Below are 13,016 nucleotides of genomic sequence, written 5' to 3' on the forward strand. Positions count from 1 at the left end.
TCGAATAGCGTTGCAGGCCGACTGCGTACATCAGCTTAGTTGGCTGGCCGTTATTCGGCAGCAAACCCCGCTGGATGGTCCAAAGCGTTACGAAGCGCGGCTTTGTAGCGGCCGGGCGTCTGCCCGACGACCGCGGTGAACGCCTCGATGAAGCTCGTGGGATTCGACCACCCGCACGCGATCGCCGTATCGGTGACCGACAGTCCGTTCGTCAGGTGGACCACGGCGTGGTGAATGCGCAGGATCGTGCGCCAGCTGCGGAAGTTCATGCCGAACTCGGCCTCGAACAGCCGGCTCAAGGTTCGCTCGCCGGCACCGACGGCCCGCCCGAGTTCGACCAGGGTCGCATTGCTCGCCGGGTCGGCGTGGAGCATCTCGGTGACGGCACGCAGGCGGTCGTCGCGCGCGTCGGGAAGGTGCAGTGAGGGTTCCGCAGCCTCGACAAGCTCGTCGATCACGACCGCACGCAGCCGCTCATAGGCCCCGGCGCGGGCCTCCTTGCGGTCAGTAAGAGCGAGAATCGCTTCGCGCAGAAGCAAATTCACCTCGAAGACGCCCGGCTGGCCGGCGAGCTCGCCGCAGAGCTGCACCGGGATCACCACGATCCGGACATCCGTCGTCCCGTAGAACCGGTGCGAGTGGGCGAACCCGGGCGGCGTCCATGTGATCCGATTCGCCGGCGCGACCCAGGTTCCGCTCGCGGTCGTCGTCGCCAGGGCTCCCGAGGCCGGGTAGACGAGCTGCCCCTCGGTGTGGCGGTGCGCGCCGACATGGAATCCGCTCGTGAGCCGGCCGGCGCCGTGCGGGGCGCCGGCAGGAAAGGTCGGGGGGACGGCAAGCTGGCGGGATTCCGGCATCGGCGGTCACTTTATCGGTAGTACAGCCGGATTTGTTAGGCAAACCTTACTTGTATGGACACCTTGACCTCACCCCCCGTCTCCGACGTGCTGGACCGACTGTTCGCCGAGGCGGAGGCCGCCGACGCGCCGCTGCAAGCGCACTGGGCCGAAGCTCTCGACGGAACCGCCGACGAGATCGCCAAACTGCTCGCCGAGGAAGCGCGCGACTACAAGCGGGTGTACCGCGAGTACGCCGAGAACTACCTGAACATCTCGGCAGAATTCGGCCGTTTCCTCTATGTATGCACGCGTGCGTGCCGGGCGAAGGTCGCCGTCGAGTTCGGCACCTCCTTCGGTGTCTCGACCATTCACCTGGCCGCCGCGATCCGCGACGGCGGCGGCGGGCGGCTGATCAGCACCGAACTGGAAGGGACCAAGGCCCAGCGCGCGCAACGGAACGTGGCCGCGGCAGGATTGGCCGACATCGTCGACATCCGTGTCGGCGACGCTCTCGACACACTGCGGGACGGCATCGAGGGGACTGTCGACCTCGTCCTGCTCGACGGGGCTTTCAGCCTGTACCTGCCTGTGCTTCGGCTCGTCGAACCGCACTTGAGCGCCGGCGCCGTCGTGATCGCAGAGAATGCCGTCGACGCATCGGGTGAATACCTCGCCCACGTCCGCAACCCGGACAACGGTTACCGGTCGATCCCTCTGCCGTTCGATCCGATCCGCGGCAACGAACTGAGCGTGCGAACTCGCTGACCCCGGCGTCCGGGATTGTCGTGCCCTGTCGTCGGCGCGTTAGTGTGCTGTCTCATGACTGCACCTGCAGAAGCGTCACCGCTCGAGGCGCGCGTCGGCCACTGGTACCGGATGGACGGCACCTACGTCGTGGGCCGCGAGAAGCTCCGCGAGTACGCCCGTGCAGTGCAGGACTATCACCCCGCGCACTGGGATGTCGCCGCGGCCGCTGAACTGGGTTACTCCGACGTCATCGCGCCGCTGACGTTCACCTCGACCCCCGGTATGCAGTGCAACCGCGAGATGTTCGAGAAGATCGTCGTCGGCTACGACACGTACCTGCAGACCGAGGAGGTCTTCGAGCAGCACCGGCCGATCGTCGCGGGCGACGAATTGGTCATCGACGTCGAGTTGACCTCGGTGCGCCGGACCGCTGGCCGGGACTTCATCACCGTGACGAACACCTTCACCGACACCGACGGCGAACGGGTGCACACGCTGCACACGACGGTCGTCGGCGTCACCGCCGACGACATCGATGCCGGCGTCAAGACGGCGGTGCAGAACGCGATGATGCACGACATGAACATCCTCGACATCGGTGGATCCGACGCCGAGTACGAGAAGAAGGTGCGCCCCGACGGTGAGATCCGCATCTCCTCAGGCGGACTGACCCGCACTCCGGGCACACCGTCTTTCGACGACGTGAAGGTCGGCGACGAGTTGGCCGTCCACCACACGCGGCTGTCGCGCGGCGACCTGGTGAACTACGCCGGAGTGGCCGGAGACGCGAATCCGATCCACTGGGATGAGGACATCGCCAAACTGGCCGGGCTGCCCGACGTGATCGCCCACGGCATGCTGACGATGGGCCTCGGCGCAGGCTTCGCGTCGACCTGGTCGGGCGACCCCGGCTCGGTCACCCGGTACGCGATCCGGCTGTCGCAGCCGGCGATCGTCCCCGCCAAAGAGGGCGCCGACATCGAGTACAGCGGCAAGATCAAATCCCTCGACCCGGAGACCCGGTCGGGAATCGTCTTGGTCGGCGCCAAGTCGGCCGGCAAGAAGATCTTCGGCCTGGCCACACTGCACGTCCGTTTCCGCTAGTCACCACCACCGACGCCATGACGCGGCTGACGGTGCGCCGGCCCGTCTTCGTGATTCTCGGCCTGTGGGCGGCGCTGTCGGTGACGCTGACGCTGACCACGATCGATCCGACGGATAACTGGGGCCTGTTCGACGGGGGCGTGGACCTCGACGTGTACCGCAAGGGCGCCTGGCATGTGCTGTCCGGGCTGCCGCTGTACGACCTGCCGGTCGACAAGGAGCTGTTCTACACCTACACGCCGTTCTCCGCGTTGCTGTTCGTCCCGCTTGAGCTGCTGCCCACGGTGGCCGATCGGCACTACTTCCTGGCGGCCAACGTCGCGGTCCTGATGGCGATCATCGTCCAGAGCTGGCGCCTGCTCGGATACCGCGTGGACCGTCGGCTGCTCGGCGTCTCGCTGCTGATGGCGCTGGGTTGTGTGTTCGTCGAACCGGTGCGGACGACATTGTTCTTCGGCCAGATCAATTTGGTCCTGCTGCTTCTCGTCCTGTCCGACACCCTGGGCGCAGGCCGCTGTCGCCTAGCAGGCATCGGCACCGGGATCGCGGCGGGAATCAAACTCACGCCCGCATACTTCATCCTCTACTTCCTCGTGTTGAGGAAGTGGCGGACGGCCGTCGTCGCCGTCGCCGCCCTTGCGTCGACTATCGCGTTGGGATGGGTTCTGCTGCCGCAGGATTCGTGCACCTACTGGAGCGGCACATTCGTCCGATCGGAACGGGTCGGGGAGCACCTGCAGCACCCGTCGAACCAGTCGCTGCGCGGTGCCATGGCCCGCTTCGCCGGACACTATCCACCGACGTGGCTGTGGTTGACAGTGGCGATTCTTGTTGCGGCTGTCAGCTTTTGGATCGCGTTGCGCCTGTATCGCGCGGACGAGCGACTGCTGTCGGTGACGATCGTCGGCCTGACAGCCGCCGTGGTGTCACCGTTCTCGTGGACGCACCACTGGGTCTGGGTGGTGCCCCTGCTCGTCTGGCTCGTCAACCGGGCGCTGACCTCGTGGGGGTGGTGGGCGGCACCCGCGGCGCTGTTCGTCCTACTGGGGTCCTGGCCGCACTGGTATCCACGGCTACGCGACCCACGGATCGGCTTTTACCTGTTCCCCCACGACCATTCGCTCGAAGTCGTTCAGGTGAACCTGTACATCTGTCTTTATGCCGTGCTGTTGACCGGCGCGGGCATCCTGGCGGTCACTTCTCGGCGGTGACGCTCAGCCCGTCGTCGACATCGACGTCCTCGGCCACCAGCTCGACTCCCGAGCGGCGGGCCTGCTCCAGCAGCAGCGTGGCGAAATCCTCGGTCGTATGTCCCGCGCCGATCGCCGACGACACCAGTTCGGCGGCCAGCGCCGCGACGGGCATCGGCACGCCGTACTCGCGGGCCGCCTCCAGGCCGAGGTCAAAGTCCTTGCGCAGCAGGATGTTCGTGAAGGTCGGCGTGAAGTCGAGATTCACGAAGGCCGGTGACTTGTACTTGGTGAACACCGATCCCATGACCGAGTTGTTCAAGAATTCGAGGAAGGCCTGCCTGCTGGTCCCGCCCTGTTCGGCGAGCACGGTGATCTCGGCGAGGGACTGCACGACCACGCCGAGAAACACGTTGTGGCAGATCTTCACGAGACGAGCGACCTCACCCTCACCCACATAGGTGACACCCTGACCCAGCGCGCACAGAAGATGCTCGGTGCGGTCATACGCCTCGCGCGGCCCCGAGACGGCCAGCGTCAGCTTGCCGGAGCGGACGACCTTGGGGTTACCGCTGACAGGTGCGGCCAGCAGCGTGGTCCCCTTCTCGGCGGCGAGCCCGCGGATCTTCTCGGAGACCGCAGCCGACACGGTCGAGGAGTCGATGATGATCGACGGCGACGTGGTCGCGGTGAGAAGACCGTCCTCACCGATCGCCACGGTCTCCAGGTCCTTCGACGCCGAGACCATGACGAACACGACGTCGCGATCGGCGAGTTCGGCGGGGGTGTCGACGATCTTCGCACCCTTCTCGGCCAAGGGCTCGGCTTTCGACCGGGTGCGGTTGTAGACGGATACGTCGACGCCGGCCGCCAGGAGACGTTCGATGAGCGCGTAACCCATACGTCCGGCGCCGATCCAGCCGACCCTCATCGCCCCGTTGTCACTCATTCGCCCTCCCTCGTACTGCAATCGGTTGCAATATTGCCCCGCGCAGGCGCGTATCCGCAAGGTGCAATCGTTTGTAAGGGGCCGGTGCCGAAAGCTCAGCCGCGGGCTTGCGGGACCGGGCCCGTCGAGGACCTCACCGACAGCGTCAGAGGCAGCAACAGTGAGCGCGGATGGCGAGCGGGATCGTTGAGCACTTCGAGCAGCAGCCGGGCGGCCTCGGCGCCGATGTCGTACTGCGGGATCCGCACGCTCGTCATCGGAGGCGACACCTTGTCCATGAACGGCATGTCGTTGAACCCCACAACGCTCATGTCGTCTGGGCAGCGCATACCGCGCTCGGACAGGGCGTCGTACACACCCAGGGCGAGCAGGTCGTTGCCCGCCAGGACCGCGGTGAACTCGAGACCGGAATCCAGCAGGGTGCGCATCGCTTTCGCCCCGGCCTCCTCGCTCCACGCCTCGCAGATGACCGTCCGCCCCTTCTCGGCGGGCAGATGCAGGTCTTCGAGATTGGAGATGAAGGCCCGCCGCCGGTTGACGCCGGTCGACAGGTCCTGGGGACCCGCCAGATGCACGATCTTGGTGTGGCCCAACTCGACGAGATGCTGCATGGCCATCGCGACGCCCGCGGCGTCGTCGGACGTGACAGAAGGGATGTCGGCGCTGGCATTGCGGCGGTTGACCAGCACCATCGGCGTCGAGATCGCCGCCAGGTCGTCGAGCAGAGGATGCTTCAGGTGGGCGGTGGCGAATACGAAACCCTCGACGTTGCGCTGGCGGAACGAATCGACCGCGGCTTTCTCGACGTCGGGACGATTGTCGGTGTTCACGATCCACGCGCTGTAGCCGACGGACCGCAGAACGTCCTCGACCCCCCGCACAATCGGCGGGAACAGCGGGTTGGTCAGGTCCGGGATCACCAGCCCGATGCTCGCGGACCGAGAAGTCTTGAGGCTGCGGGCAATCGGGTTGGGTGAGTAGCCCATCTCGGCGGCAACGCGCTTGATGCGGGCCGCGGTCTCGGCATTGACCAGGCTTTCGGTTTGCTCGTTCAAGGCGCGCGATGCGGTCGCCGGATGGACGCCCGCCATCACCGCAACCTCGCGGAGCGTGGCCCTCTGCACTGGTGCAATCCCTTCTCCCGCAATCCCATGCGGCTGTCGTCCCATGATGGAGTCCTCAGAGGCTACGTGCAAAGAAACCGCCGATTCCGACAGGACACGGATCCCGGCCCAAACACGCCATTGACATGACCCACGTCACATCGCAGGATAAGCAAACGATTGCATTACATCGCCGTCCTGAGATAAAGGTTGGGCACAGCACATGAGCCAGGCAACTCCCTCGGCCACCCGCGATTCGCGTCCGCAAACTGCCAACTACCCGTCCCCCTTGATCGAAGTCCGGGGCGTATCTGCCGGCTACGAGAACAAGCGCCAGAAAACTCGCCTCATTGCCCTGCGGGATGTGGAACTCGAGGTTTACCGCGGCGAGTTCCTTGCCATTGTCGGCCCCTCCGGCTGCGGCAAGACCACGCTGATCAACATGATCGCCGGCTTCATGAAGCCGTTGGAAGGCACGATCCGCGTGGACGGCAAGATCGTCACCGGGCCCGGGCCAGACCGGACGATGGTGTTCCAGGACTACGCGGTGCTCCCGTGGCGCACCGTGTACAGCAACGTCAAGTTCGCGCTGGAGAACCGGCACCCGCGCCCCTCCAAGGACGCCATGGCCGAACGCATCGGCCGGGCACTGGAGCTGGTCAGCCTCACCGGCTTCGAAAAGTCCTACCCCTACGAGCTTTCCGGCGGGATGCGCCAAAGAGTGGGAATCGCAAGGGCTTTGGTGTCCGATCCGGAGATCCTGCTGATGGACGAGCCGTTCGGCGCCGTCGACGCGATGACCCGCGAGGCCATGCAGGCCGAGTTCGAGAAGATCATCGCCGAGACAGGCCAGACGGTCGTGTTCATCACCCACTCCATCGACGAGGCACTCACCCTCGCCGACCGCGTCGTGATGGTGTCGAACAGGCCGGGACGCGTCAAGGAGATCATCGACGTCGACCTTCCGCGGTCCCGCTTCGACGAAGGAGTCAAGCGCAGCGACCGTTTCGGCCAACTGCGCGAATACATCTGGAGCGAGCTCCAGGCCGAGGCACTGGGTGCGAAGACCGGAGGAGATCAATGAGCTCGGGCCCACTGCCATCGCCTACGACCGCCAGATCGTCGGCCGTCACCGAGACGATCACGCGGAGTTGGTGGTCGAGGTTCCGCAGCCCGATCATCACGGTGATCAACCTGACGCTGTTCTTCACGGCCTGGCAGTTGCTCGCGCTTTCGGAAGTCATCAACCCGCTGTTCTTCCCCAAGGCCACCGACATGTTCGCAGCGATCTACCACGGCTTCGCCGATGGCGTGATCTGGCCGCAGCTGGTCCACAGCGTCCGGAACTTCACCGCCGGCCTGCTGATCGCCGGCGCGATCGGGATCCCGCTCGGCCTGTTGATGGGTGGCGTCCGGATCGTCGACCTGATCCTGAGCCCGTACGTGTGGGCCATGACGGCGCTGCCCCGCGTCGCGCTCATCCCACTGCTGATCCTCATCCTGGGCTTCGGAAACTCGATGCAGCTCACCATCATCGTGCTCTCGGCGGTGTTCCCGATGATGGTCAACTGCATGGAAGGCGTGAAGACCGTCGACCCGTCACTCGTTCGGGCGGGCCGGATCTTCGGCGCCAACCAGTTTCAGCTCTACGGCAAGGTGATCCTGCCGTTCACCCTGCCGTTCGTCATCAGCGGCATCAACCAGGGCATCGCGCGCGGCCTGGTCGGCATGCTCATCGGCGAGCTGCTTGGCGGCGGCGGCAAGGGCCTCGGATTCCTGCTCGACCGCGCGGGCGACCAGTTCGATGCGCCGATGATGTACGGCACCCTGCTGATCCTGGCGATCATGTCGGTCGGTCTCGTCCAGGGGACCCGCTGGGTCGAGCGCCGGGCAGCGCCCTGGCGGAACTTCGCAGTCGCGTAGTCACCAGTCCCACAACCTCGCTCGTCACTACAACGATGTAAACGACAAGGAGAAGTGCATGAGAAGAAGCAAACGATTGTTATCACTTTTCGGGGCCGGCGTGGCGTTCGCGACCATGCTCAGCGGCTGCGGAAGCAACGATTCCTCAAGCGGCGGAGCGAGTTCGACCGCGGCGCTGCCCACCAGCGAAGCCGAGATCAACGGCGATATCGACGCGTCGAAGGTGAAGAAGAAGATCGTCGTGGCCGTCGACAACCCCTACTACCTCTTCCACCACGACGTGCTCGTGGCTCAGGACAAGGGTTACTTCAAAGAGGTCGGGATCGACGAGGTCGAGATCGTCACCGTCGAAGACCCCCTGCCGGCACTCATCGGCGGATCCGTCGACTTCGCCCTCTACGACACCGACACCACGATCGCGGCCGCCGCGAAGTCCAAGTCCGGCGTGCGCTATCTGTCCGTCTATCTCGGCGGCGAGGCCAACATCCTCGGCGTGAGTGAGGGCATCGAGACGGCCGAGGATCTGAAGGGCAAGACCATCACCGGCGGCCAGTTCGGCAGCCGCAACGACTTCCTGATCCGAAAGCTGCTCACCGACAACGGAATCAATCCCGATACCGACGTCACCTTGGTCAGCACCGGCGGTCAGTCCAACGAGCGCCTGCAGTCGGTCATCGCGGGTACGGTCGACGGCGCGAGCCTTCAGTTGCGGCACCGGGCGCTGCTTGAGGCCGAGGGTGGCAAGTTCCTCTTCGAGGAGCTGGGACAGGTCCCGCAGAACGGCTGGTCGGCCAACAAGATCCTGACCGAGAGCCCCGAGACAGCGGCAGCCTTCCTGGTGGCCACGCTCAAGGCCCGCCAGTTCATCACCGACGTCGCCAACAAGGACGCCGTGCTGGACCTCATGGCCTCCAAGGGATTCGAACTCCCGCAGGAGTACCGCGACGCGTACGCCGCCGAGCAGGCGCCCGATTATCACACCGCCGACGGCGGCTTCGATGTAACCGACATGAATCAGTTCATCGACGAACAGATCGAGCTCGACGTCGTCCCGCCGGGCACCAACTGGCGCGAGTACGTGGATCTGATTCCGCTGTGGCGTGCACAGAAGAACCTGGGTCTCCCCCTGCGGCCCAGCCCCTCGGAAATGGACCAGTGACGACAGAAACCGCTTCTGCGCAGGGGGTTCGGCTCATCGGCCAGCACGATCTGGCCGGACGCGGCGACGGCATGCAGGTGATGCGTCACGGGAACGCCCTGTATGTCGGGCACGCTGGGACAAGCGGAGCGGGCACGTCGATCCTCGACGTGTCCGCTCCGGACCAGCCCCAGCTTGTCGCGCAGTGGGACGCGCCCGCCAACACCCACACCCACAAGGTCCAGATCGCCGACGGTCTGTTACTGGTCAACCACGAGCGGTTCCCATACCGCCCCAAGAAGCCCCTCGGGCCGCACTCGGCCGGCGTCGCGATCTACCGTGTGGACAATCCTTTCGAGCCCGAGCAGATCTCGTTCTGGGAATCGGGCGGCAAGGGCGTACACCGCATCGTCTGGGAGGGCGGTCGCTACGCCCACATGTCCGGGGTTCCCGATGGTTTCACCGACCGCATCTGGATGACCATCGACCTGGCGGACCCCGAGAAGCCCGAGCTCGCCGCGCGCTGGTGGTGGCCGGGCCAGTGGACCGCGGGCGGCGAGTCCGTCGACTGGCCGGCCGGGCACCGGGTCGCGGCCCACCACGGCCTGACCGAGGGCGATTACACGTACCTGGGTTACGACGACGCCAACCTGGTCGTGCTCGACACCACCGACCCGATCAAGCCCCGAGAGGTGTCGCGGCTGGCGTGGAAGGGCGGCGCGACGCACACGTGTATGCCGCTGCACGACCGCGGACTGCTCGTGGTCACCGACGAGCAGCAGCACGACGGCCCCCACGGCGAGGAACGGCGGATCCATCTGATCGACATCGCCGATCCTGCAGCGCCGAAGTACCTGCGCGCGCTGCCCGCACCCGCGACGTCGTTCGACGAACTCCCGCAACGGTTCGGGCCGCACAACTTCCACGAGAACCGGGAGGCGTCCTACCGCAGCAACCGGGTGGTGTTCGCGACGTACTTCAGTGCGGGTCTGCGGGTGTACGACCTGACGGATCCGGAGGATCCCCGGGAGATCGCGCACTGGGTGAGCGAGGCGCCTGCCGGCTCGCCGGTGCCGCAGGCCAACGATCTCTTCGTCGACGAGCACAACCTCATCTGGGTGACCGACCGCGGCACCGGCGGTGTCTTCTGTCTCGAACCGCTGCCTGAGCTGGCCGACCTGATGCGGGAAGCTGCTTTGTGACCGCACCCGGATTCACCTCGGCCGGCGTGGAATTCGTCGGATACCACGATGTCGGCGGCAAACCGGTCTTCAAGCTGGCGATGCAGGTGGTCGAAAACCGCTGGTATCTCTATGCGACCCACTTCTGGGAGCCGCGGCTGTCCGTCTTCGACGTCACCGACCCGGCGGACCCGCGCCTTGTCGGTGCCATCGAGGGTCCCGATGAAGCGGCTACCTGGCAGGTCCAGGTCGCCGAGGGGTTGATGGTCCAGGGATTGGAACGGCGCCCGGTAGCGTGGGGTGGGGATCCGGCGGACACTTCCGACGAAGGCATCCGTTTCTTCGACGTGCGTGACCCTGTCTCGCCGAAGCTGTTGAGCCAGTGGCGAACCGGGGCACACGGTGTGCATCGCAACCACTACACGGGTGGACGCTACGTCCATGTGACGGCGAGCCGCCGCGGGTTCGACGGCAACATCTATGTCATCCTCGACGTCTCCGATCGGGAGCATCCCGAGGAGGTGGCGATGTGGTTCCATCCACAGCAGTACACCGCCGCCGGAGGCGGCAATCTAACCGGAGCCGCAGGGGAGACCCCGTCGCGGCGGATCTCGCTGCACGGCCCGCCGTATGTCCTCGGTGACCGTGCATACCTGAGCTACGGGGCCGCCGGCATCGTCATCCTCGACATCTCTGACATCACGAATCCGACGTTGGTCTCGCGCCTCGACATCGGCGCCGCGTTCTCGAGCATGATCGCCATGCACAGCGTCGTCCCACTCCCGCAACGAAACCTGTTGCTGGTCAACACCGAAGCGATTGCCGAACGCCAGCAGGAGGCCTATAACTTCGCCGGCATCGTCGACGTCAGCGACGAGTTGCACCCACGCGTCATCTCGCTGCTGCCGATACCCGAACCCGCCCCGGACGCGGCGTATCCGAACTTCAGCACGCGCGGTGGGCGCTTCGGCCCGCACAACCAGCACCACCCACAGGGGGCGGAACTGCTCGCCGACGACAACCTGATGTTCATGACGTGGTTCAACGCGGGGCTACGCATCTATGACATCAGCGACGAGTACCTGCCGCGCGAAGTCGCCTGGTATCTCCCCGACGATCCCACCGAACGCCGCGGGCTGCTGCCGAAGACGTTGGTCACCCAATCCGAGGACGTCCTGGTCGACGCCCGCGGCAACATCTACTTCTCCGACAAGAACCACGGCTTGCATATCGTCAGGCTGCGCTGACAGCTAAGGGCTCGTCATCGTCGTGGTCACACCCAGGTCGGCCAGCACCGTCCGCGCGGTGTTGCGCCCGGGCCGCCCTGACACCGAACCACCCGGGTGAGACGTCGATCCGGTCAGGTACAGGCCCGCGATGTCGGTCCGGTAGTCCATCCAACCGGGGATGACCGTCCCGTCGTCGAGTGCGAACTCCCCTCCGTGGCAGGATCCGCCGATGTTCGAAAAGTTGTGGGCGGCAAGGGAGGTGGGCGACTCGGGCCTGATGGCCAGGATGTCGGCGTCGTCGATCCCGTCGATGTGCCGGCGTGCGATGTTCAGGAGCACCTTGGCGTAGTCCGCTGCCTGGGCGTCCGACCACGGCTTGCCGTCGCGCAGCTGCGGCGCCACGGTGAGGAACTTGAATGTCCCGCCGGGCGCGCGTTGCGGATCCACCACCGTCGACGACATGATCAGCAGCCACGGGTCGTCGGTTTCCAGGCGCCCCTCGGAGAGGCCGGCGACCTGGCGGAGCAACCCCTCCGGTGAGCCCAGCGCCCCGGCCGCGGCCGTGAGAGATCCCTGTGCGGACCGGTACCGGGCATCGGCGCGCAGCGCGAAATGCACAGCAAACAACGGGATTCCGGGCTGCCAGAGGCGCGCTGCCTCGTCGGCGACGTGTGACGGCGCCTCCAGCATGGCGCTGAGCTCGCTCAGATGGCTCCCCGCGACGACGGCTCGCTCGGCGCGGAACTCACGCCCGTCGTCGGTCCGCACGCCGACGCAGCGGCCGTCCTCCACGACATAGGAGCGCACCCACGCCGACGTCTCGATGGTGCCCCCGTGGTCGGTGATGTGCGCGGCTAAGGAATTCGGCAGTGCGCCGGACCCGCCGACGGGGGTGGTCCAGCCGAAGGCCAGCCGACCGGCCATGATCGCGGCAGGCAGCGCACCCGTTCCGGGCCGCTCGGGCGGCTGAATCGTGGCGAACGCCATCCAGGACATCACCTGTCGCGGAACCGGATGCTCGAACGTCGAGTCGATGACGTCCCAGGCGCTGCGTTGCCGCAGCGCTTCGTAGCTTCGCGACGACGGCGTATCGGGGAGCGGGAGCCCGGCCGACAGATGTGCGTGTGCGACGCGCTGCCCGGCGTTCCAGTCGTGGATCATCGCGACGAGCGCGTCGGCGTCTGCCTGCGAGTACCTGGCGAACTCGGCGGCGGTCCTGTGCAGGTCCGGGTGCACGGTCAGCAGGTCACCGTCGGCGAGGGGGAACACGACCGCCGGGTCGGTGACGATGTATTCGAGTCCGTACTTCGCGATGAGGCCGAGTTCGTCGTCTCTGATCAACGGATTGGACTGGAGGACGACGTGCGCCGTCGAGCAGGAGTCGTGCTGCCAGCCGGGAAGGGTGAGCTCTTCGGATACGGTGTTGCCGCCGAGGATATCCCGTCCTTCGAGGACGGTGACGGACAACCCGGCCTCGGCGAGGTAGGCCGCGCACACGAGGGCGTTGTGCCCGCCACCGACCACGACCACGTCACTGGCATTTCCTGTGGAGCGAGCCACTTTCGTCCTTCCGCCGGGACTTCCTTCTTGCTACCGTAAGAGAGGCCGCAATC

12 protein-coding genes are annotated in these 13,016 nt (G+C 65.9%); 8 read left to right on the forward strand and 4 right to left on the reverse strand.

Translation table 11 applies throughout. The annotated features are described in order from the left end of the window. Nucleotides 1-50: 50 nt before the first annotated feature. Nucleotides 51-857 (reverse strand): helix-turn-helix transcriptional regulator, encoded by an 807-nt coding sequence (locus tag P9A17_RS21280; RefSeq protein WP_278040719.1) that lies wholly within the window; start codon nt 855-857, stop codon nt 51-53. 54 nt (nt 858-911) lie between these two features. On the opposite strand from P9A17_RS21280, the gene P9A17_RS21285 reads away from it, so the two are divergent. The 3 genes from P9A17_RS21285 to P9A17_RS21295 are packed head-to-tail and all read left to right on the forward strand — an operon-like array spanning nt 912 to nt 3,901. Further along, nucleotides 912-1,604, forward strand: a complete 693-nt coding sequence (locus P9A17_RS21285) for a class I SAM-dependent methyltransferase (protein WP_278040720.1) — start codon at nt 912-914, stop codon at nt 1,602-1,604. 54 nt (nt 1,605-1,658) lie between these two features. Further along, nucleotides 1,659-2,690, forward strand: coding sequence for a fused (3R)-hydroxyacyl-ACP dehydratase subunits HadA/HadB (locus P9A17_RS21290; protein WP_278040721.1), 1,032 nt, complete (start codon nt 1,659-1,661; stop codon nt 2,688-2,690). A 17-nt stretch (nt 2,691-2,707) separates the two neighbouring features. Continuing rightward, the gene (locus tag P9A17_RS21295) at nt 2,708-3,901 is read left to right on the forward strand and encodes a glycosyltransferase 87 family protein (RefSeq protein ID WP_278040722.1); all 1,194 of its coding nucleotides are present in this window, start codon (nt 2,708-2,710) and stop codon (nt 3,899-3,901) included. On the opposite strand, the gene P9A17_RS21300 is transcribed toward P9A17_RS21295, so the two are convergent. Beyond that, entirely contained in the window at nt 3,885-4,829 is a 945-nt protein-coding gene (locus tag P9A17_RS21300; protein ID WP_278040723.1) for an NAD(P)-dependent oxidoreductase, read from the reverse strand. The two genes, P9A17_RS21295 and P9A17_RS21300, sit on opposite strands and share 17 nt — an antisense overlap. 95 nt (nt 4,830-4,924) lie before the next feature. Further along, on the reverse strand, nt 4,925-5,953 hold the full coding sequence (locus tag P9A17_RS21305; RefSeq protein ID WP_278040724.1) for a LacI family DNA-binding transcriptional regulator: 1,029 nt from the start codon (nt 5,951-5,953) through the stop codon (nt 4,925-4,927). 202 nt (nt 5,954-6,155) lie between these two features. Here P9A17_RS21305 and P9A17_RS21310 point away from each other — a divergent pair, with 202 nt between their 5' ends. From P9A17_RS21310 to P9A17_RS21330, 5 genes are read left to right on the forward strand one after another with little or no spacing between them, the layout of a single operon-like run. Next, nucleotides 6,156-7,016, forward strand: a complete 861-nt coding sequence (locus tag P9A17_RS21310; RefSeq protein WP_278040725.1) for an ABC transporter ATP-binding protein — start codon at nt 6,156-6,158, stop codon at nt 7,014-7,016. Then, a complete protein-coding gene (locus tag P9A17_RS21315) occupies nt 7,013-7,855 on the forward strand; it encodes an ABC transporter permease subunit (protein ID WP_278040726.1) in 843 nt (280 codons plus the stop codon). Before P9A17_RS21310 ends, P9A17_RS21315 begins: the two co-directional genes overlap by 4 nt. Nucleotides 7,856-7,913: 58 nt before the next feature. Continuing rightward, complete coding sequence (locus tag P9A17_RS21320; RefSeq protein WP_278040727.1) at nt 7,914-9,014, forward strand: ABC transporter substrate-binding protein; 1,101 nt, start codon at nt 7,914-7,916, stop codon at nt 9,012-9,014. Beyond that, a complete protein-coding gene (locus P9A17_RS21325; RefSeq protein WP_278040728.1) occupies nt 9,011-10,195 on the forward strand; it encodes a hypothetical protein in 1,185 nt (394 codons plus the stop codon). Before P9A17_RS21320 ends, P9A17_RS21325 begins: the two co-directional genes overlap by 4 nt. Next, nucleotides 10,192-11,421 (forward strand): hypothetical protein, encoded by a 1,230-nt coding sequence (locus P9A17_RS21330; RefSeq protein ID WP_278040730.1) that lies wholly within the window; start codon nt 10,192-10,194, stop codon nt 11,419-11,421. Before P9A17_RS21325 ends, P9A17_RS21330 begins: the two co-directional genes overlap by 4 nt. A 3-nt stretch (nt 11,422-11,424) precedes the next feature. Here the strand turns inward: P9A17_RS21330 and P9A17_RS21335 are convergent, their stop codons facing one another. Then, complete coding sequence (locus P9A17_RS21335; RefSeq protein ID WP_278040731.1) at nt 11,425-12,963, reverse strand: NAD(P)/FAD-dependent oxidoreductase; 1,539 nt, start codon at nt 12,961-12,963, stop codon at nt 11,425-11,427. Nucleotides 12,964-13,016: the final 53 nt, after the last annotated feature.

It is taken from the genome of Mycobacterium sp. 236(2023) (assembly GCF_029623955.1).
In the GTDB taxonomy this organism is placed as follows: Bacteria; Actinomycetota; Actinomycetes; order Mycobacteriales; family Mycobacteriaceae; genus Mycobacterium.